This is a genomic window from Stenotrophomonas indicatrix (assembly GCF_050573115.1).
GTDB lineage: Bacteria > Pseudomonadota > Gammaproteobacteria > Xanthomonadales > Xanthomonadaceae > Stenotrophomonas > Stenotrophomonas lactitubi_A.
Window position 1 is genome coordinate 312607 of sequence record NZ_JBNYZT010000004.1, and the last position, 26519, is coordinate 339125.

General features: G+C 65.9%; 23 protein-coding genes. 14 read left to right on the top strand and 9 right to left on the bottom strand.

Annotated features, from left to right (window positions below; genetic code table 11):
• Positions 1 to 27: 27 nt before the first annotated feature.
• Positions 28 to 1731: an ArnT family glycosyltransferase gene (locus ACQ5SA_RS12285; protein WP_499314377.1), complete on the bottom strand. Its 1704-nt coding sequence runs from the start codon at positions 1729 to 1731 to the stop codon at positions 28 to 30.
• 134 nt (positions 1732 to 1865) lie between these two features.
• Between ACQ5SA_RS12285 and ACQ5SA_RS12290 the strand changes: the two genes are divergently transcribed.
• Positions 1866 to 2576 (top strand): response regulator transcription factor, encoded by a 711-nt coding sequence (locus ACQ5SA_RS12290; RefSeq protein WP_099818923.1) that lies wholly within the window; start codon positions 1866 to 1868, stop codon positions 2574 to 2576.
• Complete coding sequence (locus ACQ5SA_RS12295) at positions 2566 to 3846, top strand: sensor histidine kinase (protein WP_499314378.1); 1281 nt, start codon at positions 2566 to 2568, stop codon at positions 3844 to 3846. Before ACQ5SA_RS12290 ends, ACQ5SA_RS12295 begins: the two co-directional genes overlap by 11 nt.
• Before the next feature lie 87 nt (positions 3847 to 3933).
• On the opposite strand, the gene ACQ5SA_RS12300 is transcribed toward ACQ5SA_RS12295, so the two are convergent.
• The gene (locus tag ACQ5SA_RS12300; protein WP_499314379.1) at positions 3934 to 4323 is read right to left on the bottom strand and encodes a VOC family protein; all 390 of its coding nucleotides are present in this window, start codon (positions 4321 to 4323) and stop codon (positions 3934 to 3936) included.
• Between the two features lie 156 nt (positions 4324 to 4479).
• Between ACQ5SA_RS12300 and ACQ5SA_RS12305 the strand changes: the two genes are divergently transcribed.
• Positions 4480 to 5736: a DUF819 family protein gene (locus ACQ5SA_RS12305; RefSeq protein WP_499314380.1), complete on the top strand. Its 1257-nt coding sequence runs from the start codon at positions 4480 to 4482 to the stop codon at positions 5734 to 5736.
• A gap of 543 nt (positions 5737 to 6279) precedes the next feature.
• On the opposite strand, the gene ACQ5SA_RS12310 is transcribed toward ACQ5SA_RS12305, so the two are convergent.
• Together ACQ5SA_RS12310 and ACQ5SA_RS12315 are read right to left on the bottom strand one after the other, a co-directional pair.
• Positions 6280 to 6504: a YbdD/YjiX family protein gene (locus ACQ5SA_RS12310; RefSeq protein ID WP_499314381.1), complete on the bottom strand. Its 225-nt coding sequence runs from the start codon at positions 6502 to 6504 to the stop codon at positions 6280 to 6282.
• Positions 6504 to 8585, bottom strand: coding sequence for a carbon starvation CstA family protein (locus ACQ5SA_RS12315; RefSeq protein ID WP_108265884.1), 2082 nt, complete (start codon positions 8583 to 8585; stop codon positions 6504 to 6506). The genes ACQ5SA_RS12310 and ACQ5SA_RS12315 overlap by 1 nt, the downstream gene beginning before the upstream one ends.
• 269 nt (positions 8586 to 8854) lie before the next feature.
• Here ACQ5SA_RS12315 and ACQ5SA_RS12320 point away from each other — a divergent pair, with 269 nt between their 5' ends.
• A complete protein-coding gene (locus tag ACQ5SA_RS12320; RefSeq protein ID WP_442244621.1) occupies positions 8855 to 9706 on the top strand; it encodes a pirin family protein in 852 nt (283 codons plus the stop codon).
• 84 nt (positions 9707 to 9790) lie between these two features.
• Here ACQ5SA_RS12320 and ACQ5SA_RS12325 read toward each other — a convergent pair whose 3' ends face one another.
• The 4 genes from ACQ5SA_RS12325 to ACQ5SA_RS12340 all read right to left on the bottom strand — a co-directional run bounded on the left by ACQ5SA_RS12325 (position 9791) and on the right by ACQ5SA_RS12340 (position 14840).
• Positions 9791 to 10249 (bottom strand): hypothetical protein, encoded by a 459-nt coding sequence (locus tag ACQ5SA_RS12325; RefSeq protein WP_089236429.1) that lies wholly within the window; start codon positions 10247 to 10249, stop codon positions 9791 to 9793.
• A 196-nt stretch (positions 10250 to 10445) separates the two neighbouring features.
• Positions 10446 to 11165, bottom strand: coding sequence for an aquaporin Z (gene aqpZ, locus ACQ5SA_RS12330; protein WP_089236428.1), 720 nt, complete (start codon positions 11163 to 11165; stop codon positions 10446 to 10448).
• 121 nt (positions 11166 to 11286) lie between these two features.
• Positions 11287 to 12150, bottom strand: a complete 864-nt coding sequence (locus ACQ5SA_RS12335) for a pirin family protein (RefSeq protein ID WP_099818932.1) — start codon at positions 12148 to 12150, stop codon at positions 11287 to 11289.
• 626 nt (positions 12151 to 12776) lie between these two features.
• On the bottom strand, positions 12777 to 14840 hold the full coding sequence (locus ACQ5SA_RS12340) for a 3-hydroxyacyl-CoA dehydrogenase NAD-binding domain-containing protein (protein WP_499314382.1): 2064 nt from the start codon (positions 14838 to 14840) through the stop codon (positions 12777 to 12779).
• Between the two features lie 235 nt (positions 14841 to 15075).
• Between ACQ5SA_RS12340 and rpoE the strand changes: the two genes are divergently transcribed.
• The 9 genes from rpoE (at position 15076) to recO (ending at position 23730) form a co-directional block, all read left to right on the top strand.
• Entirely contained in the window at positions 15076 to 15696 is a 621-nt protein-coding gene (gene rpoE / locus ACQ5SA_RS12345) for an RNA polymerase sigma factor RpoE (RefSeq protein ID WP_025877103.1), read from the top strand.
• Positions 15693 to 16568: an RseA family anti-sigma factor gene (locus ACQ5SA_RS12350; protein WP_353101845.1), complete on the top strand. Its 876-nt coding sequence runs from the start codon at positions 15693 to 15695 to the stop codon at positions 16566 to 16568. The genes rpoE and ACQ5SA_RS12350 overlap by 4 nt, the downstream gene beginning before the upstream one ends.
• A gap of 76 nt (positions 16569 to 16644) precedes the next feature.
• On the top strand, positions 16645 to 18183 hold the full coding sequence (locus ACQ5SA_RS12355) for a DegQ family serine endoprotease (protein ID WP_499314383.1): 1539 nt from the start codon (positions 16645 to 16647) through the stop codon (positions 18181 to 18183).
• 185 nt (positions 18184 to 18368) lie between these two features.
• Positions 18369 to 20162 (top strand): translation elongation factor 4, encoded by a 1794-nt coding sequence (lepA, locus tag ACQ5SA_RS12360; RefSeq protein ID WP_499314396.1) that lies wholly within the window; start codon positions 18369 to 18371, stop codon positions 20160 to 20162.
• A gap of 54 nt (positions 20163 to 20216) precedes the next feature.
• Positions 20217 to 21011, top strand: coding sequence for a signal peptidase I (gene lepB / locus ACQ5SA_RS12365; protein ID WP_059064781.1), 795 nt, complete (start codon positions 20217 to 20219; stop codon positions 21009 to 21011).
• Positions 21012 to 21045: 34 nt separating this feature from the next.
• On the top strand, positions 21046 to 21429 hold the full coding sequence (locus ACQ5SA_RS12370) for a DUF4845 domain-containing protein (protein ID WP_353102093.1): 384 nt from the start codon (positions 21046 to 21048) through the stop codon (positions 21427 to 21429).
• Positions 21419 to 22099, top strand: coding sequence for a ribonuclease III (rnc, locus tag ACQ5SA_RS12375; protein WP_230113297.1), 681 nt, complete (start codon positions 21419 to 21421; stop codon positions 22097 to 22099). The genes ACQ5SA_RS12370 and rnc overlap by 11 nt, the downstream gene beginning before the upstream one ends.
• The gene (era, locus tag ACQ5SA_RS12380) at positions 22096 to 22992 is read left to right on the top strand and encodes a GTPase Era (protein WP_230113296.1); all 897 of its coding nucleotides are present in this window, start codon (positions 22096 to 22098) and stop codon (positions 22990 to 22992) included. The genes rnc and era overlap by 4 nt, the downstream gene beginning before the upstream one ends.
• An 18-nt stretch (positions 22993 to 23010) precedes the next feature.
• Positions 23011 to 23730 (top strand): DNA repair protein RecO, encoded by a 720-nt coding sequence (gene recO / locus ACQ5SA_RS12385; protein WP_353102097.1) that lies wholly within the window; start codon positions 23011 to 23013, stop codon positions 23728 to 23730.
• Positions 23731 to 24304: 574 nt separating this feature from the next.
• Here recO and ACQ5SA_RS12390 read toward each other — a convergent pair.
• The gene (locus ACQ5SA_RS12390) at positions 24305 to 25027 is read right to left on the bottom strand and encodes an Hpt domain-containing response regulator (RefSeq protein WP_353101935.1); all 723 of its coding nucleotides are present in this window, start codon (positions 25025 to 25027) and stop codon (positions 24305 to 24307) included.
• A gap of 128 nt (positions 25028 to 25155) precedes the next feature.
• On the opposite strand from ACQ5SA_RS12390, the gene rlmD reads away from it, so the two are divergent.
• Complete coding sequence (rlmD, locus tag ACQ5SA_RS12395) at positions 25156 to 26490, top strand: 23S rRNA (uracil(1939)-C(5))-methyltransferase RlmD (RefSeq protein WP_230112491.1); 1335 nt, start codon at positions 25156 to 25158, stop codon at positions 26488 to 26490.
• The last annotated feature ends 29 nt before the right edge of the window (positions 26491 to 26519 follow it).

Below are 26519 nucleotides of genomic sequence, written 5' to 3' on the forward strand. Positions count from 1 at the left end.
TAATACGCACCCGGCGCAAATCGTCGTTCAGTCTTCATCGTCGTTGGCGCCGGCGCGTTCGGCGTGGCACGCCGGGTCCCACGCAGTACCCGGAAGCAACTGCCAACGATTGCGGTTTGCAACACCGATCTCGATGACCTGGGCCGGATCGACACAGGGGCTCATCGCCTTGTCCAACACCAGCAACCAGCGCTTGTCCGGGGCCTCGGCCAACCATGGGCCGGCGTCGTGCCACTGCTCCGCCCACGGCCGCTTGAAGCCGAACTCGCGTACCGGCCGGTCGGCCTGCAGCAGGTTCTGTTCGCGCCAGGCCACCAGCGCAAGTTCCGCATCAGGGCCGATCCGCGTGCCCACCCGGCGCATCACCGCCGACGCTGAGGCGTAGGGGTCCAGCGCCGGTATCAGCACCAGTCCGTACAGCATCCACAGCAGGCCATGGGTGAGCAGTACGAGCGTGGCCGCGCGTCGTACCCGCAGCCACACCGCCAGCGTTGCCACGGCGATGGCGAAGGTCAGCAGGCCGTCGCCGAATACGGGCAGCAACGAGTCGGGCATCGCCCGCCGTGCCAACTGCGCCTGTGCCCAGGGGCTGTCGGTCAGCATCATCACCCCTAGGACGCCGGTGACCAGCATCAGCAGCAGGCTGTAGCCGAACAGGTAGCGGCGCACGCACAGGCGACGCAGCAGGCCGGGCAGAAGTGGTGACACCGCCAGTGCCATCGCTGGCAACATCGGCAGTACGTACACCTCACGCTTGCCGGGGCTGGCAGTGAAGAACAGCAGGACCAGCGCGGCCCAGCCCAGCAGCAGCCATTGGCGCTGGTCGCCGCGACGCAGGCGGCGCCACCACGGCTTGATCATCAGCGGCAGCAGCAGGGCGCCCGGCAGCCACAGGGTGGCGATCACCTGCAGGTAGTACCAGACCGGCTGGCGATGGTGCCAGGCATTGGCATAGCGGGTGCCGGTCTGCTTGAACAGCAGCTCGTGTGCGTACGACTGCAGCGATGCACTGGGTTCATGCAGCAGCGCCCAGCCCAAGGGCGCCAGCCATACCGCCGTGCCCAGCAGGAACGCCGGAACCAGCCACAGCAGGCTGGCGGGGTGGGGGCCGTCCACCGGCTGGCCGCGACGGGGTTGGTACAGCCACCAGCCGAGCCAGGGCAGCACCATCAGCAGTGGCAGGAAGCCCACACCCTTGGTCACCGTGCCGACGCCAGCGGCGAAGCCGGCCAGCCACAGCAGCGGCAGGTTGCGGCGCTCGCAGAGATGGCGCAGCAGACCCCACAGGGCCAGTGTGGTCATGCCTACCAGCACCATGTCGATCTGCGCGCGCTTGGCCATCAGGCCGAACTGCAGGGTGCAGAACAGTGCGCCAAGTGCGTACAGCGAATGGCGTGGCGACCACAGCCGGCGTGCCAGGTCCGAAACCAGCCACAGGCTGAGCAGTGCGGCCAGCAGCGACGGCAGCAGGAACGACCACTGCCAGCTGCCGACCACCTGATGGGCAGCGGCCTGCAGCCACATGAACACCGGTGGCTTTTCGGCGTACAGCTCACTGCCCCGGTGCGGCAGCAGCCATTCGCCGCTCTCCACCATGGACCGTGCGGCCAGCACGAACCGTGGTTCGTCCGGTGGCTGCGGCTGGCGAATGCCAAGACCGGCCGCCAGCGCCATCACGATCAGCAGCCACAGCAGGGGAAGGTGCCAGCGGCGGGGCAGGGCAACGGGCACGGGGGGGGCTCCGGCAGCAAAACGGCCATTCTGATGAGGGGCACGTGGGAAAGCCGTCGGAGCCGCCGCGGCGGCGACCGCATTCCGACATCCGCAGCGCTACCATGGCATGAACTTCCGTGGATGTTTCGTGCATGCGCCTGTTGGTGATCGAGGACAACCGCCAGTTGGTGGCCAACCTGTTCGACTATTTCGAGTCGCGCGGGCATGTGCTGGACGTGGCCCCGGATGGCATCACCGGCCTGCACCTGGCCGGCAGCCACCCGTACGACGCGGTGATTCTGGACTGGATGCTGCCGCGCATGGAGGGCCCCGAGGTGCTGCGTCGGCTGCGTTCCGAGCACGCGTCGGAAGTGCCGGTGATCATGCTGACCGCGCGCGACGAGCTGCCGGACAAGATCGCTGGCTTCCGTGCCGGAGCGGATGACTACCTGACCAAACCGTTCGCATTGCCGGAACTGGAAGTGCGCCTGGAGGCGCTGCTGCTGCGCGCGCAGGGCCGCAATCCGCGCAAGCGCCTGCAGGTGGGCGACCTGGTGCTGGATCTGGCTACCCTGGAGGCGCAGCGTGCCGGCCAGGTGCTGCACCTGTATCCGGCCTGCCGCAAGCTGCTGGAAGTGCTGATGCGCGCCAGCCCGGGTGCGGTTACCCGGCAGCAGCTGGAATTCGCCCTGTGGGGTGACGAACCACCGGATGGCGATCTGCTGCGCTCGCATGTGTACGAGCTGCGGCGCAGCGTGGACGGCCCGTTTGCCGACAAGCTGATCCACACGCTGCCGCGGGTCGGCTACCGGCTGGCGTCGACTGCAGGTGCGGACGCACGGAACGATGACGATGGCGCGTAAACCCGGGCCGCTGTACCGGCGGGTGGTGTGGTGGTTGCTGGGCTACCTGGCGCTGATCTCGCTGGCGGTATTCAGCGTTGGCAACTACGTGCACGAACACGCCGAGCATGCCGCGTGGCGCGCGCTGCTCAATTCCGAACTGGACAGCATTGTCGATCACACCGAGCACGAGCCGCACTATCGCTGGCAGGACTCGGACACGTTGAGCCTGTTCCGCTTCAATGAAGCCAATATGCCCGCCAGCCTGCGCACCCTGCATCCGGGGTTGCATGACGGGGTGATGATCGGCGAGCGCGAGACGGCGGTGATGGTGCGCGATACCGGTTCGATGGGACGGGTCGCGCTGGCCCTGGACATCTCTGATTTCCACGACCTGGAACAGTTCGCCACACGCTGGGTGATGCTCGCGGGCATCATCATGATCTTCGTCACCGTGTTGATGGCCTCGTTCGGCATGGAGCGCATGGTGCGCCCGCTGAGCCTGCTGGCCCAGCACATCGGTGCACTGCGGCCGGGCGTGCAGGGCCAGCGCATCCACGTCGATCCGCGTGGAAGTTCCGAGTTGCACACCATTGCCGATGCGCTGAACGATTACCTCGATCGCAACGAGCAGTTCGTCGAGCGTGAGCGGGTGTTCATCAGCACCGCAAGCCATGAACTGCGCACGCCGATCGCGGTGATGACCGGTGCCGCCGAGCTGGCCCTGGAACAGCCAGGCCTGCCTGAGCGCGCACGCCAGCAGATGCAGCGCGTGCTGCGGACGGCGCAGGGTGTCGAACAGCTGATCGAGTTGTTGCTGGTGTTGGCGCGTGATCCCGCACGTCTGGCTACCCGTGCCGAGCGCATCGCCCTGGACCAGCTGCTGCCGGAAATCGTTGACGACCATCGCCACCTGCTGGGCGACAAGGACCTGAGCATCGGCATCCAGGCCGCGCCGGTGGACATCGTCGCACCCCTGGCCGTGGTGCAGGCGGCGATCGGCAACCTGCTGCGCAACGCCATCGAGAACAGCGGACGCGGTCATATCGAACTGCGCCTGACCTCGGCAGCGGTGCTGACCCTGCAGGACCCTGGCCATGGCATGAGTCCGGAAGAGATCGCTGCGATCCACGCGCGGATGGCACGTGGTGAGCGCGGCGACCGCGGTGGCATCGGCCTGGAACTGATCGCGCGGCTGTGCGAGCACCTCGGCTGGACCCTGCAGCTGCAGCCCTGCGAGCCGCGCGGCACCCTGGCCTCGCTCGACTTTGGTACATCGCGGCCAGGCTGACCTGTCCGTCGGCCGAGGTCGACGCCTACCAGGCAATGGCCGCGTGCGTTCTGGTAGGTGCCAACCTTGGTTGGCACGCTGGCCGCGTCACCGCGCCGTCGGCCGCGGCACATGCTGGTCGATCAGGATCACGTTGCCATCCGGATCGGCCAACTGCAGGTAGCCCGTGCCCTGGCCATCAGGATCGGTGCGGAGCGCCAGTTCAATGCCCTTGGCATCCAGTTCGGCCTGTATCTCGCGGACGTCCTGGAAGGACGCCAGTTCCTGCTTGTGCTGGTCCCAGCCGGGATTGAAGGTCAGCAGGTTGCCCTCGAACATGCCCTGGAACAGGCCGACCACGATGCCGTTGTTGCGCAGTACCAGCCAGTTCTGCGCCGCATCACCTCCGGTCACCGAGAACCCGAGCGCCTCATAGAACGCACGCGAGGTGGCCAGGTCCTTCACCGCCAAGCTGACTGAAAAAGCGCCGAGTTGCATGGGGCAGGCTCCAGAAGGGAATGCTGCGATTCTCGGCAGGCCCGCGCGCTGCCGCAAGCAGCGCAGCATGACCCTGCGTGAAGACTATGTTAATTTCGACCCGCGCCGCTTATGCGGCGCTTTTCTTTTCCGCTCTTTCGATCGACAGAGGATCCCATGCCGACCGAACCCGCTACCGCTACTGCCCTGATCAGCAACGACATCGTTGGCCTTGGTCTGATTGCCGCCACCCTCGCCCTGATCTTCTGGGCTGCCAGTGGCCCAACGCCCTTGCTGAAGAAGATCTTCGCCTGGGTACCCGCACTGCTGCTGTGCTATTTCATCCCCGCCATCTACAACACCGCCGGTATCATCGATGGCCACAACACCTCGTTGTACAACCCGGTCGCACGTGACGTGCTGCTGCCGGCGGCATTGGTCCTGCTGACCCTGTCGATCGACCTGAAAGGCATCGCCAAGCTCGGCCCGAAGCTGCTGCTGGTGTTCTGCGCCGGCACCGCCGGCATCATGCTCGGCGCCATCGTCTCCTTCCAGGTGATGAAACTGATCCACCCGGAAACCGTGGCCGGTGACACCTGGGCCGGGATGGCCGCACTGGCCGGCAGCTGGATCGGCGGAGGCGCCAACATGGTCGCCATGCGCGAAGTGTTCGGCACCGATGCCACCACCTTCGGCCAGTTCGCCGTGGTCGACGTGGCCTGCGCCAGCCTGTGGATGGCGATCCTGCTGTTCATGGCCAACCGCGCGCAGCAGATCGATGCCCGCAACGGTGCCGACACCCGCGCCATCGATGAGATGAAGGCGCGTATCAGCGCCTACGACGCACAGAACGCACGCATCCCCAGCATGACCGACCTGATGGTGATCGTCGGTGTGGCACTGGGCGGCGTCGGCCTGGCCCATGCCATCGCCGCACCGTTGTCCGGCTGGTTCAAGGCCAATGTCAGCTGGGCCAGCCAGTTCAGCCTCGACAGCCAGTTCGTCTGGGTGATCCTGTTGTCCACTGCGATGGGCCTGACCCTCAGCTTCACCCGCGCACGACGGCTGGAAGCGGCCGGTGCTTCGCGCCTGGGTACCGTGTTCCTGTACTTCCTGATCGCCTGCATCGGCATGCAGATGAATCTGCTGTCGCTGCTGGATCGTCCGTGGTTGTTCCTGCTCGGTGCGATCTGGATGGCCACCCACGTGCTGGTGCTGTGGATCGTCGCCAAGCTGGTGCGCGCGCCACTGTTCTTCTTCGCGATTGGTTCGCAGGGCAACATCGGTGCTGCAGCGTCGGCACCGGTGGTGGCGGCGGCGTTCCACCCGACGCTGGCGCCGGTGGGCGTGCTGCTCGGCACGGTCGGTTATGCCACCGGCACCGGACTGGCGTACGTGACCGGGTTGATCCTGAAGTGGATGGCCAACGGCTGAGTAGTCCAGCCGGGCGGCACCCGGCACCCGCGGTAGTGCCGGCCGCTGGCCGGCAACCTCATACAGCAACAGCAACAGCGGGCATTCCGTGGGATGGCGGGGTGGGTCCGGTTGCGGGGGACGGCGCAAGTACGTCCATGTAGCCTCGGTCGCGCCATCCATGGCGCTCACGCCCCCGCAACCGGACCCACCCCGCCTCCGACAGTTTTCCGCGATCTGCTGGTTCCATCCCATCCCAGGATGAATTCCATCGGTATCCATGAACAAAGAAGGGGTCGGATCCGTTTTCCAAGGAAAACGGATCCGACCCCAGATGTTTCGCACCGTCACCGGAAATCTGTCGAAGGTGGGGCGGTGTGGGCTTGCAGGACCGTTGGCGCCATGGATGGCGCCATCGAGCCTCCATGGACGGATTTACGGCGTGTCCTGCAAGCCCACACCACCCCGCCAAACCCACAGAAACCCAGAGCCGACGCTTCGGCCGTTGCCGTTGCCGTCGCTTCTGCGGGCGCCGGGCTACAAGCCCGGCACCCACCTCGAACTTCAACAGCAGCGACCGCCGTTGCGCCCGCCATACCGCGCTTCCTGCCGCTCGCGGAAGAACGTCTTGTAGTCCATCGGCTCGCGGTCCGGATGCTTCTCAGCCATGTGGCGCACGTAGTTGTCGTAGTCGGGAATGCCGCAGCACAGTCGCGCTGTCTGCACCAGGCGTCGCCAGATTCGTCGATGCGCCTGGTATTGCCCCACCGGAACCAGTTGCGTACTCATTACAGATCCACCATTTCATGTGGCTTCAGCGCCACGTATGGGGTCTCGCGGTCGCTGCGCTGCGGATTGCGGCGCGCCGCCACGATCGTCTTGATCGAATACACCAGCACCGACGCCACCACCAGCAGGAACAGCGTGGTCAGACCCGTGTTGACGTAGGCATTGACCACGATCTGCTGCATCTGTGCGACCGACTTCGCCGGTGCAGTGATGGTGCCGCTGGCCAGGGCGTCCTGGAACTTGTGCGCCTGGGCCAGGAAGCCCTGCGCCGGATTGCTGTCGAAGATCTTGATGAAGCCGGCGTAGGTGGTGCAGATCAGCAGCCACACCGCTGGCAGTGCAGTGACCCACGCGTAGCGGTCACGCTTCATCTTGAACAGCACCACTGTGCCCAGCATCAGCGCGATGCCCGCCAGCATCTGGTTGGAGATGCCGAACAACGGCCACAACGTCTGGATGCCGCCGAACGGATCGACCACGCCGGTGTACAGCAGGTAGCCCCACAGCGCCACGCAGCCGGCCGTACCGATGATGTTCGCGGTCCACGATTCGGTCTTCTTCAGTGCAGGAATGAAGTTGCCGAGCAGGTCCTGCAGCATGAAGCGACCGGCGCGGGTGCCCGCATCCACAGCGGTGAGGATGAACAGCGCTTCGAACAGAATGGCGAAGTGGTACCAGAACGCCATCATCGCGTCGCTGCTGCTGGGGATCGCCTCATGCAGGATCTGCGCGATGCCCACCGCCAGAGTGGGTGCACCACCGGCACGGTGCAGGATGGTCGGTTCACCGATGGCTGCGGCCGTGGCCGTCAGCTGTTCGGGGGTGATGGTGAAGCCCCAGGTATTGGTGATGTAGTGCGCGGCCGACGCTGCATCGGCACCGATCACCGCTGCCGGGCTGTTCATCGCGAAGTAGATGCCCGGATCGATGATCGAAGCGGCCACCAGTGCCATCACGGCCACGAACGATTCCATCAACATGCCGCCGTAGCCGATGTAGCGCATGTGCGCTTCATTGGCCAACAGCTTCGGTGTGGTACCCGAAGAAATCAATGCATGGAAACCTGATACCGCGCCGCAGGCGATGGTGATGAACAGGAACGGGAACATCCCGCCCTTCCACACCGGGCCGTCGCCGCTGGCGGCGAACTGGGTGAGTGCCGGCATCTTCAGTTCCGGCATCACCACCAGTATGCCGATGGCCAGCGCGATGATCGTGCCGATCTTCAGGAAGGTCGACAGGTAGTCGCGCGGTGCCAGCAGCAGCCACACTGGCAGCACCGAGGCGACGAAACCGTAGCCGATCAGCATCCAGGTGATCTGGGTGCCGGTGAAGGTGAAGGCCGGGCCCCAGGTCGGGTCTGCCGCCACCTTGCCGCCGAACCAGATCGCGGCCAGCAGCAGCACCAGGCCCACCACCGAGATCTCACCGATCTTGCCTGGCCGGATGTAGCGCATGTAGACGCCCATCAGGATCGCGATGGGCATCGTGGCGATCACCGTGAACATGCCCCACGGGCTTTCCGCCAGCGCCTTGACCACCACCATCGCCAGCACGGCCAGGATGATGATCATGATCAGGAAGGCACCGAACAACGCGATGGTGCCGGGTACCTGGCCCATTTCTTCGCGTACCAGGTCACCCAGTGAGCGGCCGTTGCGGCGGCTGGACAGGAACAGGACCATGAAGTCCTGAACCGCGCCGGCCAGCACCACACCGACCACCAGCCACAGCAGGCCGGGCAGGTAGCCCATCTGCGCGGCCAGCACCGGGCCGACCAGCGGACCGGCACCGGCAATGGCGGCGAAGTGGTGGCCGAACAGCACGTGCTTGTTGGTCGGGACGTAGTCCAGGCCATCGTTGTTGATCACCGCCGGGGTGGCCCGGGTCGGATCGATCTGCATCACCTTGTCGGCGATGAACAGGCTGTAGAAGCGGTAGGCGACCAGGTACAGCGATACCGCCGCCACCACGATCCACAGCGCGTTGATGTGCTCACCGCGTCGAAGCGCCACCGTACCCAGGCAGAACGCGCCGAGCAGGGCGAGGGCCGCCCAGCCTATTTTGGAAAAACCTTTCATGAGGTGCTCTCTCCCGGAAAGACAGGCAAAGAGTCCCGCGTGCCCCTGGCAGGGTCAATGTGCACGGGACCATTCTGCGGTAGTACTTTGGTCGTACATGGGTGTGGCAGGTGGCGATGTTCCCTCGCTGCCCACAACGCAGGCGGTGCCGGCGTGCGGACATGACATGCGGCGAACACCAGGGATGGAACAATCGGTTGCGATGACATCCATTGGCGTTGCGCGCTGCAGCGTCCATTTTTACTGGCATCCATCCAACAGGAGTCACCATGAGCCTTCCCGAGCCGGTCCGCGTCCTGCGCACCATCCGTGGCATGCCCACCTCCGACGGTGCCGGTGTTCGCCTGACCCGGGTCATCGGCGGTCCGTCGCTGCCCGATCTCGATCCGTTCCTGCTGCTCGATGAATTCGGCACTGATCGGGCCGAGGACTACATCGCCGGTTTCCCGGAGCATCCGCATCGTGGTTTCGAGACCGTTACCTACATGCTCGATGGCCGCATGCGGCATCGCGACAATCACGGCAACGAAGGCCTGCTGACCCCGGGCAGCGTGCAGTGGATGACCGCCGGCCGTGGCCTGGTGCATTCGGAGATGCCCGAGCAGGAAAGCGGGCAGATGCGCGGCTTCCAGCTGTGGGTGAACCTGCCGGCGCGCGACAAGATGACTGCGCCGAAGTACCAGGAATTCGCTCCTGAAAAGATCCCGGTGGTGCGGCCGGCTGAAGGCGTGCAGGTCAAGGTGATCGCCGGCACGGTCGATGGCACGGCGGGCCCGATCGCGCAGCCCGCCACCGATCCGCTGTACCTGGATATCGAACTGGCCGCCGACCGCGCCTGGACCTATGCGCTGCCAGAAGGCCACAACGCGTTCGTCTATGTGTTCGAAGGCGGACTGACGGTGGGTGAGCAGGATGCTGCGCGCGACGTGGCACGGCAGGAACTGGCGGTGCTGGGCGGCGGCGAGCAGCTGCATCTGTCGGCCGGTGCGGAAGGTGCGCGGTTGATCCTGGTGGCGGGTCGTCCGCTGCGCGAGCCGGTGATGCGCCACGGCCCGTTCGTGATGAACACCCGCGAAGAACTGATGCAGGCCTTCGTTGATTTCCAGGAAGGCAGGTTCTGAGGGGCAGCGCCGGGCCATGCCCGGCGGATGCCCGGCGTGCCTGATCCTGCGGGGACGCTGCAATGCAGTCATCCCCGCAGCCTCTCAGCGGCCGTCGGCCACGGCAGAGGGCGTCAGGTTCATGCCCTGCGCAAGCTGCTGCAGTGTGCCCAGTTCCTGGGAGCTGTCGGGATACAGCGCGATCTGCGCGTAGCGGCCCTTGTCCAGCTTGACCACGCTGATGCGGCGCTCGGCATAGCCGGGCGGCTGCTGGCCACCCAGATCCGGCTGGTACCAGTACATCGATTCACCGGCAAAGCTGCCCTTTTCCTGGCGCAGCGAGCGGGTCAGCGGAATGCCCGGATCGCGTTGGCTGAGCATCAGGCTCAGCACTTCGCGACCGTCGCCCGTGGCCGCACGGCAGACCAGGAAACCGGACTGTGCCTGCTGCTGCCATTGCAGGCCGCTGCTGGCGGGCAACGAAGGACATTCGACCGGGGCCTGCGCGCAGGCAGACGCCGCAACGAACAGCAGGCTCGACAAAACAACAGGCGCGAACTTCATGCATCCCCCAAGGTGGCGTGTCGTTGGCACCGCCGGTGTCACCGGCGGTCGAGGCATCCCATCCCCGGATGCCGTCCAGCCCGGCACAAGCACGGGCGGATGACCAGACCTTAACGGAACGTGAGCGATCGCACAAATCGCGGTTACATCCGTAACCATTGCGGCCGAAGGTCGGCCGCAATGGCACGGTCACGGCTCAGCGGTCGTTGCCGATCCACTTGTAGATGATGCCGCCGATCGCACCGCCCAGCAGCGGGGCAACCCAGAACAGCCACAGCTGGCCGGTGGCGCCGCTGCCGGCGAAGAAGGCCACCGCCGTGGAGCGGGCCGGGTTCACCGACGTATTGGTCACCGGAATGCTGATCAGGTGGATCAGGGTCAGGGCCAGGCCGATGGCCAGCGGCGCGAAACCTGCCGGCGCCTTGCCATGGGTCGCACCCATGATCACGATCAGGAACACCGCCGTGAGCACCACTTCACACAGGAACGCGGCCGCCACACTGTAGCCACCGGGCGACAGCGCACCATAGCCGTTGCTGGCGAATGCACCCGCCTGGCTGCCATCAATGGCGAAGCCGCTGGCACCGGAGGCGATCTGCAGCAGGATGAAACCCGCCAGCAGGCCGCCGGCCACCTGGGCGATGATGTAGGGCAGCAGATCCTTGGTCGGGAAGCGGCCGCCGGCCCACAGGCCCACGCTGACGGCTGGATTGAAGTGCGCACCGGAGATATGGCCGAACGCGTAGGCGCCGGTCACCACGGTCAGGCCGAAGGCCAGCGCCACGCCGAGGAAACCGATACCCAGCGGATTGCCGTCGCCACCGAACTTGGCGGCGAGCACGGCACTGCCACAGCCACCCAGAACCAGCCAGAACGTGCCGAGGAACTCGGCGGACAAGCGTTTACCCATGCTCATGTGTTGCACTCCTTTGACGGTCGAAAGTGTGATTTATGTCACATTTCAGTGATCAGCGGGTGACTGTAGCGTCAACGCCGGGTGCAGGGATACACCCTCGGATGTGTGCAACACGCGATGCTCAATGCTCGGGCAGGGGAATGAATTCCTTGTCGTCGCCGGGAATGGTGCCGAAACGCCCGGCTTCCCAGTCATGCTTGGCCTGCTCGATGCGTTCCTTCGAACTGGAAACGAAGTTCCACCACAAGTGGCGCGGACCATCCAGCGGCTCGCCGCCGAACAGCATCGCCTTCACCGGTGTCTTCGCACGCAGGCGGCCGCGCGCACCGGCTTCGGGGATCACCAGATGCTGGGCGGGAATGTCCACACCATCCAACTGCGCTTCGCCCTCGAGGATGTACAGCGCACGTTCGCGGTGGCCATCATCGATGTCGATCTCTGCATCCGGGTCGAGGTCGATCGCCACGTTGAGGGTGTCGGCGAACACCTTGACCGGCGACTCCTCGCCATAGGCTCGTCCGGCGATCACCCGCAGCCAGGCACCGTTGCGGCGCTGCTCCGGCAGCGTGGCAGCCGCATGGTGGTAGAACGCCGGTTCGATTTCCTCATGCGACTTCGGCAACGCTACCCAGGTCTGCATGCCGTGGATCGGGTTGTCATGGTCGCGGTCCGGTTGCGGCGTGCGCTCGGAATGGGCGATGCCGCGGCCGGCAGTCATCCAGTTGACGTCACCCGGGCGGATCACCTGGTCCGAACCGAGCGTATCGCGGTGGCCGATGGCGCCCGACCACAGATAGGTGACGGTGGCCAGGCCGATATGCGGATGCGGGCGAACATCGATGGCCGTACCGGGGTGCATGAGTGCCGGGCCCATCTGGTCGACGAACACGAACGAACCGATGCTGCGGGCCTGCAGGGTAGGCACTGCACGGCGCACTTCCAGGCCGCCGATGTCGTGTACGCGCGGGGCGATGATGGTGGTCATGCGGGCGTTCTCGCTGGCAGGGATCAAGGCGGTCAGCATCGCATGCTGCCGTTACGGTGGCATTCCCCGTTCGGGTAACAGGTTGTTCCAGGCAACGGCGCAGCCCCTCGTGGCTGTTGGTTGGTCGCGTAAGGCAGAAGCAAAATCAAAAGCCGCGCTTGGCCGGGCGGGGTGGGTTGCGCAGGACACGCCGTAAACCCATCCATGGGGGCTCGATGGCGCCATCCATGGCGCCAACGGTCCTGCGCAACCCACCCGCCCGGCCTCTGACACTTTCCGTGTGCCGTCCAGCCACGGAGAAGAAAAAAGAAAATCAAAATCAAAATCAAACGCTGGTCGCTTCGCTCGCATCCACGCATGGCGTGGATCAAGCGTGTCGACCAAGGTCGACACCTACCAACAGCCGCGTGAACCTGTCAGGGGTGGGGCGGTGTCGGGTTGCGGGGTGTCCGCGGCATGGATGCCGCGGCCAAGCCCCCAGGGATGGGTTTACGGCGTCCCCGCAACCCGACACCGCCCCGCCCAACAAACAGAAAAGCCAGAGCCGCTTTGGCTCTGGCTTCTGCTGTTGAGGTTGCCGGCCAGCGGCCGGCACTACCGCAGGTGCCGGGCCGCAGGCCCGGCCGTTACACCACCGGTTCGCGCAGGACCGGGTTGTCCCAGCCCGGCCGCGGGGCGAAGCGGTCGCCATGACGCTGCTGCAGCGCCTTCAGTCGCTCCACGATGGCATCGGCACCGACTGCGCGGATGTGCTGGATCGGACCGCCGCGGAACGGTGCGAAACCGGTACCGAAGATCACGCCCGCATCCAGCAGGTCCGCATCGGACACCACGCCCTCGTGCAGGCACGCCACTGCCTCGTTCAACAGCGGCAGGATCAGGCGATCTTCCAGATCGGCAGGCGCCTGGTAGTCGCGTGCCACGTCCGGCTTCTTGGCCCGGCCGTTTTCCCAGGTGTAGATGCCCTGGCCATCCTTCTTGCCGCGCTTGTCCGGTTCCACCGTCTGCAGCGCCGCCGGAATCTGCAGGCCCAGGAACGGTGCCAGTTCCTTGCCCACGCCAGCGGCCACGTCCAGGCCCACGGTGTCGATCAGTTCGATCGGGCCCATCGGCATGCCGAACTTCACCGCCGCCTTGTCGATCACCGGCCCCGGAATGCCTTCGGCATACGCGGTAGCGGCTTCCAGCATGTACGGGAACAGCACGCGGTTGACCAGGAAGCCGGGGGTGCCGGCCACCGGCACCGGGAACTTGCCCAGCGCCTTGCAGAAGGCCGCCAGGCGACGTTCGGTTTCAGGCGCCATGCCGTCGTGATGGATGATCTCCACCAGCGGCATCTGTGCCACCGGGTTGAAGTAATGCAGGCCGGCGAACTGCGCCGGACGCTGGATGTGATCGCGCAGTTCCACCAGCGGAATCGACGAGGTGTTGGTGGTCAGCAACGCATCGAGCTTCATCTTCGGCTCCAGCGTCTGGTACAGCGCACGCTTGGCTTCCGGGTTCTCGATGATCGCTTCGATGACCAGATCGGCCTGAGCCACGCCGTTGCCTTCCAGATCCGCACGCAGGCGCGCGGCGACGGCCGGGCGCTTGCTCTCGTCACGCACCTTCTTGGCAAACAGTGCCTGCGCACGCTCCATGGCGGGATCGATGAAACGCTGCTCGCGGTCCTGCAGGGTCACGTCGAAGCCCTTGTAGGCCGCCCACGCCGCAATGTCACCGCCCATCACGCCGGCACCGACCACGTGCACGTGGCGGATGCCGGAATCACCACCGCCCAGGCCCTTCAGGCGTTCGGTGAGGAAGAAGATGCGGATCAGGTTGCGCGCGGTCGGCGTGCTGGCCAGTTTCACCACGGCGCGTCGTTCGGCATCCAGGCGTGCCTGCACCGGCTTGCCGCCGCTGCGCTGCCAGGTGCTGATCAACGCATATGGCGCCGGGTACTGGTCCTTCTTCGCCTTGCGCGCAACCTGCTTGACCATCTGCGGTGCCAGCAGTTGGCGCGCAAGCCAGGTATTGGTCGCCCACGCTGTCGCACGCTGCTTGAACGGGCGGGTGGTGCCGGACAATGCCAGCGCCACGGCGGTATCGAGCACGACGGCCGGCGCCACCACCTTGTCGACCAGGCCGATGCCGCGTGCGGCCGAGGCCGACAGGGTGCGTCCGGTCAGCATCATGTCCATCGCCGCCGGTGCGCCGACCAGCTGCGGCAGACGCGCGCTGCCACCCCAGCCCGGGAAGATGCCCAGCTGGGTTTCCGGCAGGCCGATGCGGGTAGAACTGTCATTGGAGGCGACGCGGTAGCGGCAGGCCAGCGCCAGCTCGGTGCCGCCGCCCAGGCAATGGCCATGGATGGCGGCCACGGTCGGGCAGGGCAATTCGGCCAGCTTCTGGTAGGTCGACTGGCCACGGCGGATGGCATCGTTGACGGTGCCGCGGCGATCGAACTCCTGGAATTCCTTCAGGTCGGCACCGGCGATGAAGCCTGCCTTCTTGATGGACTGGATCACCACGCCCTTGGGCGGATCCATGGCGATGCGTTCAAGCAGATCGCCCAGCTCCAGCAGGACATCCTGCGACATTGCGTTGACACTGCTGTCCTGACGATCAAGGGAGAGGACCACCACGCCATCGTCGCGGATCTCGGGGTGCCAGTGGCTGAAGCGGAGACCATCGAAGCTTGAGAGCATGGACGTTCCATCCGGTTGTGTATGGAGAAGGGGGCTATGATCCAGAGGTTGTTTCCCCCGCGTCAAATCCCAATAGCAGGGGTGTGGCGCCCCGGATCGCAGGCCTTGGACCGGAACGTTAACGGAACGGTGGTTAAAAGCTGGTGCGGCGCCAGGTGATCGGCGACTGAACTTTTCCCGGGATTGGCAGTCTCATTGCCCGACGTCGGTTGGGCTGACAGGAGTGCGGCCCCTCATGGCCGATGTTGATACACCACAGGAGCTGGATCTGGAACTGGTCCGGCGAGTGCAGCACGGCGAGAGTGCCGCCTTCGATGTCCTGGTACGCAAGTACCAGCATCGGGTGGTGGCCCTGGTCGGTCGCTACATCGCCGACTGGAGTGAATGTCAGGACGTGGCCCAGGACACTTTCATCCGTGCCTACCGTGCGATTGGAAGCTTCCGTGGCGACGCCCAGTTCTCAACCTGGTTGCATCGGATCGCCGTGAATACCGCCAAAAATCATCTGGCTTCGCACAATCGCCGCCCGCCGACCGATGACATCGACATCGGTGACGCCGAGCAGTTCGACAGCGGCACACGCCTGCGCGACACCGACACGCCGGAGCGCGAGTTGATGCGCCAGGAACTGGAACAGACGGTGATGAAGGCCGTCAACGCGCTGCCGGAAGAACTCCGGTCAGCGATCACCCTGCGCGAGGTGGAAGGCCTGAGCTACGAGGAAATCGCGCAGAAGATGGGGTGCCCGATCGGCACCGTGCGTTCCCGGATCTTCAGGGCGCGCGAGGCGATCGACACCGAACTCCGGCCGCTGTTGGACATCGGCAGCGCCACCCGCGAGAAGAGCCGTATATGACCCGCATTCCGAACAACGAATCGCACAACCACCAGTCTCCCGCCGGGCAACGCCTGGACGAACGCCATCGCCAGCAGTTGTCGGCGCTGGTCGACGGCGAGCTGGGGGCAGACGAGGCGCGCTTCCTGGTGCGCCGCATGGAACATGATCCGGAGCTGGCTGGCTGCCAGGAACGCTGGCAGCTGCTGGGTGACGTCATGCGTGGCCAGGCGTCACTGCTGGCACCGGCCGGTTTCAGTGCCGCCGTGGCTGCTGCCATCGCCGCCGAGCCTGCGCCGCAGGCCGAGCCGAAGCGTCAGGCCCGCCGTAGTGGTTGGCGTGCCTGGGGTGGCGGCGCACTGGCTGCTTCGGTTGCCGCCGTGGCGCTGTTCGTAGGCCGCGAAAAGCTGCAGGAGGCCCCGCCAGTCGATGTCTCCGCCCCGCAGGTGATCGCCAGCCAGGCGCAATTGCCGCCGGCATCCGGGCAGTCTGCGGTTGTCACCGAGGCATCGGCGGGCACCGCTGCGATGGCCGTGGCCAGCGTGCCGGCTGTAGCCATGGCAGCGGCCAGCCGTCGCCAGGATGTTCGCCGCGCCAGCGCCACCCGCAGCCAGCAGGCCGCGCGCGTGGCCCAGCGCGATGACGCACCGCTGCGCGCGGTCGCCAGCCAGGCGCCGCTGATCCCGACCGTGCCCGCCGGTAGCACACGCCACCTGCCATTTGGCGAGGTCGGCAGCCTGCAGGCACGGCCGTGGCCGCGCTCCAGCCTGGCGCCTGCCGCCGGTGGCGCCCTCAATGCCAGCTTCCCGGCCCATGCCGGTGGCGCCGCGTTCTATCCATTCGAGCCACGCCTGCAGGACGATCTGCCTGCGTCGCAGCGCCCGCGCGACTGAGCCGGGTACCGTCCCACGCCCCGCCGTCGGCGGGGCGCATCTTTCCCTTTCCATCCGACCCGGAGGTTGCCGTCCGATGACTCCCCGACTGCGCACACATGCCATTGGCCTGTTCGCCCTGACCCTGCCGCTGGTGGCCTGTGCCCAACCGGCGGCGCCTGCCGCCCAGCCGCAGGCCGCGACCGCCGCTGCGGCGCCCCGCGCACCGGCGCAACCGCTGGTCAGTGGTCTGCCTGATTTCACCAACCTGGTTGAACAGGTCGGCCCCGGCGTGGTCAACGTCGACACCACCATCGTCCGCAGCAACCGCCAGGCGCGGGGCGGCATGGGCCCGGGTGATGACGAGATGCCCGAATTCTTCCGCCGCTTCTTCGGCCCGGATTTCCCGATGCCGGGGCAGGGCCCCGGCGGCCAGGACGGCGGACCCAGCATCAAGGGCCGCGGCATGGGCTCGGGCTTCATCATTTCGCCTGACGGCTACGTGCTGACCAATTACCACGTGGTCGCCGACGCCAGTGAGGTGAAGGTCAAGCTCGGCGATCGTCGCGAGTTCACCGCCAAGGTGGTCGGCAGCGACCAGCAGTACGACGTCGCCCTGCTGAAGATCGACGGCAAGAACCTGCCGACCGTGCGCGTGGGTGATTCCAACAGCCTGAAGCCCGGTCAGTGGGTTGTCGCGATCGGCTCGCCGTTCGGCCTCGACCACTCGGTCACTGCCGGCGTGGTCAGTGCCCTCGGCCGCAACACCGGTGGGCCGGACCAGCGCTATGTGCCTTTCATCCAGACAGACGTGGCGATCAACCAGGGCAATTCCGGCGGTCCGCTGCTGAACACCCGGGGTGAAGTGGTCGGCATCAACTCGCAGATCTTCTCGGCCTCGGGTGGCTACATGGGTATCAGCTTCGCGATCCCGATCGACCTGGCGATGAGCGCGGTCGAGCAGATCAAGAAGACCGGCAAGGTCACCCGTGGCCAGCTCGGCGCGGTGGTCCAGGAAATCGACGGCCTGAAGGCACAGGCGATGGGCCTGCCCGACAGCCGCGGCGCGCTGGTCAACCAGATCGTGCCGGACAGTGCCGCGGCCAAGGCCGGGGTCAAGATCGGTGACGTGATCCGCACGGTCAACGGTGCGCCGGTCAACAGCTGGTCCGATCTGCCGCCGCTGATCGGTGCGATGGCGCCGGGCAGCCGGGTTACCCTGGGCGTGATCCGCGACGGTAAGCCGCGTGACCTGAGCGCGACCCTGACGGCCCTGGCCGAGGATGCGCAGGGCAACGCCCGCAGCCCGTCCGCAGGCAATGACACGGCAGCCCCGCAGACCGGCGCCAATGCCCTGCTGGGGTTGGAGGTTGCCGACCTGACTGCGCCGCAGCGCAAGCAGCTGGGCCTGGAGACGGGCGAAGGCGTCCGCATCACCGCAGTGAAGGGCGAGGGCGCCCGCGATGCCGGCCTGTCGGGCGGCATGGTGATCCTGCAGGTGGCCAGCACCCCGGTCGGCAGCGTCGAAACCCTGAACCGTGCACTGTCCGGGTACAAAAAGGGCGACGTGGTCATGCTGCTGGTCCGTACCGGCAGCGGCAACAGCGCCTTTGTGGCGGTCAAGGCCGGCCCGTAACAACGGATGGCCGCCTTCACGGCGGCCCTTGAGGTATCCCCGAAGCCCCGCCCCGGCGGGGCTTCGGCCATTCCGGGGCTTGCCCGGACAGGCCAACCACGCGGCCACCCTCCGGGCGTGCGATAATCGACCGTTACCCTGACGACGCCGCGCGCCGCCGCCACCTCTCTATGTCCTCTGATTCGATGCGGAACATCCGCAACTTCTCCATCATCGCCCACGTCGACCACGGCAAGTCCACGCTGGCCGACCGCATCATCCAGCTCTGTGGCGGCCTCCAGGCGCGCGAGATGGAAGCGCAGGTGCTCGACTCCAATCCGATCGAGCGTGAGCGTGGCATCACCATCAAGGCGCAGTCGGTGTCGCTGCCGTACGTGGCGAAGGACGGCCAGACCTACCATCTGAACTTCATCGACACCCCCGGCCACGTCGACTTCTCCTATGAAGTCAGCCGCTCGCTGGCCGCCTGCGAGGGCGCGCTGCTGGTGGTCGATGCAGCCCAGGGCGTGGAAGCGCAGTCGGTGGCCAACTGCTACACCGCGGTGGAGCAGGGGCTGGAAGTGGTGCCGGTGATCAACAAGATCGACCTGCCTACCGCCGATATCGAGCGTGCCAAGGCCGAGATCGAGGCCGTGATCGGCATCGATGCCAGCGACGCAGTCCCGGTCAGTGCCAAGACCGGCCTGAACGTGGTCGACGTGCTGGAAGCGATCGTGCATCGCATTCCGGCGCCGGTGCCGCGTGAGACCGACAAGCTGCAGGCGCTGATCATCGACTCGTGGTTCGACAACTACCTGGGCGTGGTCTCGCTGGTGCGCGTGATGCAGGGCGAGATCAAGGCCGGCGACAAGCTGCAGGTGATGTCCACCGGCCGCAACCACCAGGTCGACAACGTCGGTGTGTTCACCCCGAAGCGCAAGGTGCTGCCGGCACTGCGTGCGGGCGAAGTGGGCTGGGTCACTGCCAGCATCAAGGACGTGCATGGCGCGCCCGTCGGTGACACCCTCACCCTCGCTGCCGATCCCGCGGCGAAGCCGCTGCCGGGCTTCCAGGAAATGCAGCCGCGCGTGTTCGCCGGCCTGTTCCCGGTCGATGCCGAGGACTACCCGGACCTGCGCGAAGCGTTGGACAAGCTGCGCCTGAACGATGCCGCGCTGCGCTTCGAGCCGGAAAGTTCCGAAGCGATGGGCTTCGGTTTCCGCTGCGGCTTCCTCGGCATGCTGCACATGGAAATCGTGCAGGAACGCCTGGAACGCGAATACAACCTGGACCTGATCAGCACCGCGCCGACGGTGGTGTATGAAGTCCTGAAGACGGACGGCACGATCATCAACATGGACAACCCGGCCAAGCTGCCGCCGTTGAACCATGTGCAGGAGATCCGCGAGCCGATCATCCGCGCCAACGTGCTCACCCCCGAGGAGTACATCGGCAACATCATCAAGCTGTGCGAAGAAAAGCGCGGCAGCCAGATCGGCATCAACTACCTGGGCAGCCAGGTGCAGATCAGCTACGAGCTGCCGATGGCCGAAGTGGTGCTGGACTTCTTCGACAAGCTGAAGTCGGTCAGCCGTGGCTATGCCTCGCTGGACTACCACTTCGTGCGCTTCGATGCCGGCCCGTTCGTGCGCGTGGACGTGCTGATCAATGGCGACAAGGTCGATGCGCTGTCGCTGATCGTGCACCGCAGCCATGCCGATCGTCGTGGCCGCGAGCTGTGCGAGAAGATGAAGGACCTGATCCCGCGCCAGCAGTTCGACGTGGCCATCCAGGCCGCCGTCGGCTCGCAGATCATCTCGCGCACCACGGTCAAGGCCATGCGCAAGAACGTTCTGGCCAAGTGCTATGGTGGCGACGTTTCGCGCAAGAAGAAGCTTCTGGAAAAGCAGAAGGAAGGCAAGAAGCGCATGAAGCAGGTCGGCCGCGTGGAAATTCCGCAGGAAGCCTTCCTGGCCGTGCTGCAGATGGACAACAAATAAGCCCCGAAACCGGCCTGCGGGCCGATCGTCCGGTGACGTTGCAAAGGACCCTGAATGAAACTGTTTGAGATCCTCCTGGTCGTGCTGACCCTGGCCTCTGGCCTGATCCTGCTGGCCGACAAGCTGTATCTTGCCAAGCGTCGCGCCCAGCGCGCCGGCCTGCTCGACACCGAGCCGGTGCTGGTGGACTACTCGCGTGCGTTCTTCCCGGTGCTGGCGATCGTGCTGATCGTGCGCAGCTTCATCGCCGAGCCGTACAAGATCCCGTCCAGCTCGATGATGCCGAACCTGCTGATCGGCGATTTCATCCTGGTCAACAAGTTCTCCTATGGCCTGCGCCTGCCGATCACCAATACCCGCTTCGTGCCGGTCGGTGATCCGGCCCGCGGTGACGTGGTGGTGTTCCACTTCCCCGGCCATGGCGACAACGATCCGGCCAAGGGCGAGAACTTCATCAAGCGCGTGATCGGCGTGCCGGGCGACACCATCGTGTTCGAAGGCGACGGCGTGATCCTCAACGGCGAGCCGCTGAAGTACGACAACAAGGGCATCTACGCCGGCCACAAGGGCCAGGGCGAGGGCGCCAACCTGCTGGTCGAGCACCTGCCGGGTCGTACCCACACCGTGCTGGAGACCGACTATCCGCGTGGCCAGGGCCAGTGGACCGTACCGGCCGGCAAGTACCTGGTGATGGGCGACAATCGCGACAACAGCGACGACGGCCGTTTCTGGGGCCTGCTGCCGGAAGAGAACCTGCGCGGCAAGGCGTTCCTGATCTGGCTGAACTGCCAGGGCTGGTTCTGCAAGGACGGTTTCGAACCGTCGCGGATCGGCTCGAGCATCAACTGACTTCACATCCACTCGCGTATCTGGGGAGAACGCAATGAAGACGATGAACACGCAGCGCGGCATGACCCTGACTTCGTTCCTGGTAGTCCTGATCGTGGTTGGCTTCTTCCTCTACGTCGGCATGAAGCTGTTCCCGATGTACCAGGAGTACTACGCGGTGCGTTCGGCGATGAAGAGCCTGGCGAAGGAGCCCGGCATCGGCAGCATGGCGCCGGCCAACATCCAGGACCTGTTCTTCAAGCGGCTGTACATCAACTACTCGGACAACGTGAAGCCGGCCAACGTCAAGTTCGATCGTCGCGACAATGGCTGGACCCTCAAGGTCAACTACGAAGTGCGCCGCCAACTGGTCGGCAACCTGGATGTGGTTGGCAAATTCGATTCTTCCCAGGACCTGACCCGTAGCGGTGTCGAATAAATCTTTCCAACGTGAAGACCTGATCGGTCATGCCTTCCGCGATCCAGACCTGCTCAAGCAGGCGCTGACCCATCGCAGTGCCGGCGCGCCGCATAACGAGCGGCTGGAGTTCCTCGGCGACAGCATCGTCAACATGATGGTCGCCGAGGCGTTGTACCTGCGCTGGCCCAAGGCAGACGAAGGCGCGATGACCCGCGCCCGCGCCGAGCTGGTGCGAGAAGGCGCGCTGGCGGTGATCGCGCGGACCCTGCAGCTGGGTGACCGGCTGACGATGGGACCTGGCGAAATGAAGTCCGGCGGCCATCGCCGTGACTCGACCCTGGCCGATGCATTCGAGGCCGTGGTTGCGGCGATCTACCTGGATGTGGGTTTTGAAGCCTGCCGGGCGCTGGTCCTGCCCTGGTTTGCCGCCTCGATGGAGGCGCTGCCGGCCACCGGGCGACCGGAGAAGGACCCCAAGACCCGCCTGCAGGAATGGCTGCAGGGCCGACAGAAGGCGTTGCCTCAGTACGAACTGGTGTCAGAATCCGGTGACGACCACGCCAAACACTTCCGGGTACGCTGCAACGTAGCCGACCCCGCCGCCAGCACCGAGGGCGAAGGCTCCTCGCGGCGGATTGCCGAACAACAAGCGGCTGCGGCCGTCCTTGAACAACTGGATTCCAAGTGAGCGAACAAACTTCCCATCATTGCGGCAGCGTGGCCGTCATCGGCCGCCCGAACGTGGGCAAATCGACCCTGACCAATGCGTTGGTCGGGGCCAAGGTCAGCATCGTGTCCAACCGGCCGCAGACCACCCGTCACCGCCTGCTGGGCATCGCCACCTACCCGGAAGGGCAGCTGGTGCTGGTCGACACGCCCGGTCTGCACAAGGTGCAGAAGCGGGCGATGAACCGGGTCATGAACCGCGCTGCCCGCGGTTCGCTGGAAGGCGTTGACGCCGGCCTGCTGGTGATCGAAGCCGGACGCTGGGACGAAGAGGACAGCCTTGCCTTCAACGTGCTGCGCGACGCCGGTGTCCCGGTGGTGCTGGTGGTCAACAAGATCGACCGCATGAAGGACAAGGGCGCACTGCTGCCGTTCCTGCAGGAAGTGACCGCCGGCCGTGATTTCTCGTCGGTGCATCCGATTTCGGCGCAGAAGCGCAACGGCCTGGAAGCCCTGGTCCGTGATGTGCTGGCGCTGTTGCCGGAAGCCCCGCCGATGTTCGGCGAAGACGAAATCACCGATCGCAGCCAGCGTTTCCTGGCCGGCGAACTGGTGCGTGAACAGCTGATGCGCCAGTTGGGCGAAGAGCTGCCGTACGCCACTACGGTGGAGATCGAGCGCTTCACCGAAGACGGCAACCTGCTGCGCATCGGTGCGGTGATCTGGGTCGAGCGCGAAGGCCAGAAGGCGATCGTGATCGGCAAGGGCGGCACCCGCCTGAAGGAGATCGGGGCCAAGTCCCGCCTGCAGATGGAGCGATTGTTCGGGGCCAAGGTGTTCCTGGAAACCTGGGTGCGCGTGCGTGAGGGCTGGTCCGATGACGAGGCCGCGCTGAAGGCCTTCGGCTACGAATAAGCCGCGACGGTCGCTTCGATGCTGATCGAGGACGACACCGGCTTCGTGCTGCATGCGCGGGCCTATCGCGAGACCAGCCTGCTGGTCGAGGTATTGAGCGCCGAGCACGGCCGGATCGGCCTGCTCGCGCGTGGTGTTTCCACGGCCAAGGGCCAGGTACTGCGAGCGGCCCTGCAGCCCCTGCAGTGGATCCGCTTCAGCGCGCTGCAGCGTGGCGAACTCGCCCAGCTGCGCGGTGCTGAAGCGCTGGATGTGGCGCCGCGCCTGCTCGGCCAGGCCATGCTGGCCGGGTTCTATTTGAGTGAACTGACCCTGCGCCTGGCACCGCGCCAGGATCCGTTGCCGGAGTTGTACTTGGCCTACGGCGAAGCGCGTGCGCGTCTGGCCGTGGGTGCCGGACTGGCCTGGACCCTCCGCCGTTTCGAACGCGAGCTGTTGGCGGCGCTGGGCGTGGGCTTCGATCTGGAGACCGCCAGCGATGGCCAGCCGATCGACCCGGCGGCGCGCTATGAACTGGACCCGCAGGAAGGACCACAGCGCCTGCTCAGCGAGCGTGGTGGCGAGCGTGGTGCGGCGGCCACCGGCTCAGCACTGTTGGCCCTTGCAGCCGACGACGAGCCGGACGCAGCAGATCTGGCCAGCCTGCGCCTGCCGATGCGGCGGGTGCTGTCCCATCACCTTGGCGCGCGCGGCTTGAAATCGTGGGAGATGCTGGAGCAGCTTGCACCCAGGCGTTGAGGGGTGTTCGGCAGGGCTTGCAGCCCTGCACCTGCCGAATCAACGTCAACGTCAACGTCAACGGCAAAAGCTGGCTATCCGTGGGTAGGCGGGGTGGGTCCGGTTGCGGGGGACGCCGTAAACCCATCCCTGGGGGCTTGGCCGCGGCATCCATGCCGCGGACACCCCCGCAACCGGACCCACCCCGCCTTCGACAATTGTCCGCGAGCTGTCGGAACGGCTTCCGGCTCTGGTAGGTGTCGACCTTGGTCGACACGGTAGATCCACGCCATGCGTGGATGTTCTACGTTCAATTGTCGAAATATTCGATTTCGATGGAGATTCACCCACGCATGGCGTGGATCTACCAGCCACCGGGAAACTGTCAGGGGTGGGGCGGCATGGGTTGGCAGGACCGTTGGCGCCATGGATGGCGCCATCGAGCCCCCATGGATGGGTTTACGGCGTGTCCTGCCAACCCATGCCGCCCCGCCATCCCGCAGGAAGCCGCTTTGGCTGTTGCCGTTGCTGTTGAGGTTGCCGGCCAGCGGCCGGCACTACCACGGGTGCCGGGCGCAGCCCGGCCGAACCCCCCTTAGTGCAGTAGAGCCGCTACGGCGGCGCGGAACCCCGCCTGTGCCGGCCCCGATTCGGGCATGTGGTGCAGCTGCCGCACCGCGCGCGCCAGTCGCGCTGCACCCACGAACCCGCAGCTGGCCTGCAGCCGGTGCAACTGGCTGCGCAGCTGGCGCTCGTCGTGCTGGTCCACGGCCTGTTCGACCGCGTCGCGTACGCCCGGCAGTTCGGCCAGGAACAGCTCGCGCAGGGCGATCAGGTGGTTGCGCTGGCCATTGAGCGCGGCCAGGGCGGCGGTTTCATCCCAGTCCTCCAACGCCAGCTCGACCGCCGCTGGCGGCAGCGTGGAACCGGCAGGGCTGTTCACCAGCGCACGACGGACCGCCTTCAGCAGTTGGTCGCGACCCAGCGGTTTGACCAGGGTGTCGCTGAAACCGGCCTCGCGCAGGCGTGCGTGAATGGCGGCATCGCCGTCAGCGGTATGCGCCAGCGCCGGGGTGTCCGGGTGCGAGCGGCGCAACTGGTGCAACAGCTGGGCACCATTGCCATCGGGCAGGTTGACGTCGATCAGCCACAGATCATGGGCACCGGGCTCGGCGCGCGCCAAGGCGCTGGCCAGTGAGTCGGCGGTATCCACATCCGCTGGTAACGTTTCCAACGCCGCTTTGAAAAAACCGCGGCTGATGATGTCGTCCTCGACAAGCAGGAAGCGGGGTCGACTGGCCCGCGGGGTCATCTGCATCAGGGCTGCCTCCATGTCAGCTGGGGTCAATCATCAAGCACGGCGGCGGCGGGCGCAAGCGGCCAGCGGCCCCGCCGGTCAGGATCTGCGACAATACGGCCCCACTTTTGCCCGCAGCCTGTTGCCACGTGGCCCGATCCCGCTCCCGTACCGACCGCACTCCCTTCCAGACCGAGATCCTCGACCTCAGCCATGATGGTCGCGGTGTTGCCCGCCGTGAAGGCGAGGGCGGCAAGGTCACCTTCATCAGCGGCGCCCTGCCGGGCGAAGTGGTGATGGCCGAACAGACCGCCCGCAGCCGCCACTTCGACGAGGCGCGCACGGTGCAGGTGCTGCAGGCCTCGCCGCAGCGGGTGACCCCCAAGTGCCCGCATTTCGGCACCTGCGCCGGCTGTGTGCTGCAGCACCTGGATGAAGACCAGCAGATCGTCGCCAAGCAGCGCGTGCTGATGGACAACCTGGAGCGCATCGGCCATGTGAAGCCGGGCACCGTGCTGCCGCCGCTGGTCGGCGACAGCTGGGGTTACCGCCGCAAGGGCCGGTTCTCGGTGCGCCGGGTCGAGAAGAAGGACAAGACCCTGGTCGGCTTCCGCGAACAGGACCCGCGTTTCGTCGCTGACCTGCAGCAGTGCCTGACCGTCATCCCGGAGATCGGCACCAAGGTGGAGGTGCTGTCGACCTTCATCGAATCCCTGGACGGCAAACGCGACATCCCGCAGATCGAGTTCATCGCCGGTGACCAGGCTGTGGTGCTGACTGTGCGCCACATGCAGCCGCTGAGTGACGCCGATCGCGCGGCCTGGGCCGCCTTTGGCCAGCAGCAGGGCTTTGTCATCTACCTGCAGTCGGGCGGCGTGGATACCGTGCAGCCGCTGGACGGGCAGGGCGTGGCACTGTCGTTCCGGCTGGCGCCGTGGGATGTCGAACTGGCGTTCCGTCCGCTGGATTTCATCCAGGTCAATGCCAAGCTCAACGAGAAGATGATCGCCCACGCGCTGGACCTGCTTGAGCCGGGTGCCGACGAGCGTGTGCTGGACCTGTTCTGTGGCCTGGGCAACTTCACCCTGCCGCTGGCACGCAAGGTGCGTGAAGTGGTGGGCGTGGAAGGTGATGCCGGGCTGGTGGCGCGTGCGCGTGAGAACGCCGAGCGCAACGGACTGGCCAACGCGCAGTTCTACAGCGCCGACCTGACCCAGGATCAGCGCAGCACGCCGTGGATGCGCCAGGGCTTCGACAAGCTGCTGTTGGATCCGCCGCGTTCGGGCGCCATCGAAGTGCTGCAGCAGCTGCCGTTGAAGCAGTTCAAGCGCATCGTCTATGTCAGCTGCCATCCGGGCTCGCTGGCCCGCGATGCCGGCTACCTGGTCAACGAACAGGGCTTCACCCTGGTCAGCGCCGGTGCGATGGACATGTTCCCGCATACCGCGCACGTGGAAAGCATCGCGGTGTTCGAAAAGCGCTGATGCCTGCGGCGCCGGGGTCTACCCGGCGC

What these genes read in the sequence shown, in the direction of transcription:
- ACQ5SA_RS12320 (WP_442244621.1), top strand. Translation starts at nt 8,855, where the DNA reads ATGAGCCTTCCCGAGCCGGTCCGCGTCCTGCGCACCATCCGTGGCATG.
- ACQ5SA_RS12325 (WP_089236429.1), bottom strand. Translation starts at nt 10,249, where the DNA reads ATGAAGTTCGCGCCTGTTGTTTTGTCGAGCCTGCTGTTCGTTGCGGCG.
- ACQ5SA_RS12305 (WP_499314380.1), top strand. Translation starts at nt 4,480, where the DNA reads ATGCCGACCGAACCCGCTACCGCTACTGCCCTGATCAGCAACGACATC.
- ACQ5SA_RS12355 (WP_499314383.1), top strand. Translation starts at nt 16,645, where the DNA reads ATGACTCCCCGACTGCGCACACATGCCATTGGCCTGTTCGCCCTGACC.
- ACQ5SA_RS12370 (WP_353102093.1), top strand. Translation starts at nt 21,046, where the DNA reads ATGAAGACGATGAACACGCAGCGCGGCATGACCCTGACTTCGTTCCTG.
- lepA (WP_499314396.1), top strand. Translation starts at nt 18,369, where the DNA reads ATGCGGAACATCCGCAACTTCTCCATCATCGCCCACGTCGACCACGGC.
- ACQ5SA_RS12310 (WP_499314381.1), bottom strand. Translation starts at nt 6,504, where the DNA reads ATGAGTACGCAACTGGTTCCGGTGGGGCAATACCAGGCGCATCGACGA.
- ACQ5SA_RS12315 (WP_108265884.1), bottom strand. Translation starts at nt 8,585, where the DNA reads ATGAAAGGTTTTTCCAAAATAGGCTGGGCGGCCCTCGCCCTGCTCGGC.
- rpoE (WP_025877103.1), top strand. Translation starts at nt 15,076, where the DNA reads ATGGCCGATGTTGATACACCACAGGAGCTGGATCTGGAACTGGTCCGG.
- recO (WP_353102097.1), top strand. Translation starts at nt 23,011, where the DNA reads ATGCTGATCGAGGACGACACCGGCTTCGTGCTGCATGCGCGGGCCTAT.
- ACQ5SA_RS12295 (WP_499314378.1), top strand. Translation starts at nt 2,566, where the DNA reads ATGGCGCGTAAACCCGGGCCGCTGTACCGGCGGGTGGTGTGGTGGTTG.
- ACQ5SA_RS12290 (WP_099818923.1), top strand. Translation starts at nt 1,866, where the DNA reads ATGCGCCTGTTGGTGATCGAGGACAACCGCCAGTTGGTGGCCAACCTG.
- ACQ5SA_RS12350 (WP_353101845.1), top strand. Translation starts at nt 15,693, where the DNA reads ATGACCCGCATTCCGAACAACGAATCGCACAACCACCAGTCTCCCGCC.
- ACQ5SA_RS12340 (WP_499314382.1), bottom strand. Translation starts at nt 14,840, where the DNA reads ATGCTCTCAAGCTTCGATGGTCTCCGCTTCAGCCACTGGCACCCCGAG.
- aqpZ (WP_089236428.1), bottom strand. Translation starts at nt 11,165, where the DNA reads ATGAGCATGGGTAAACGCTTGTCCGCCGAGTTCCTCGGCACGTTCTGG.
- ACQ5SA_RS12390 (WP_353101935.1), bottom strand. Translation starts at nt 25,027, where the DNA reads ATGCAGATGACCCCGCGGGCCAGTCGACCCCGCTTCCTGCTTGTCGAG.
- ACQ5SA_RS12300 (WP_499314379.1), bottom strand. Translation starts at nt 4,323, where the DNA reads ATGCAACTCGGCGCTTTTTCAGTCAGCTTGGCGGTGAAGGACCTGGCC.
- lepB (WP_059064781.1), top strand. Translation starts at nt 20,217, where the DNA reads ATGAAACTGTTTGAGATCCTCCTGGTCGTGCTGACCCTGGCCTCTGGC.
- ACQ5SA_RS12335 (WP_099818932.1), bottom strand. Translation starts at nt 12,150, where the DNA reads ATGACCACCATCATCGCCCCGCGCGTACACGACATCGGCGGCCTGGAA.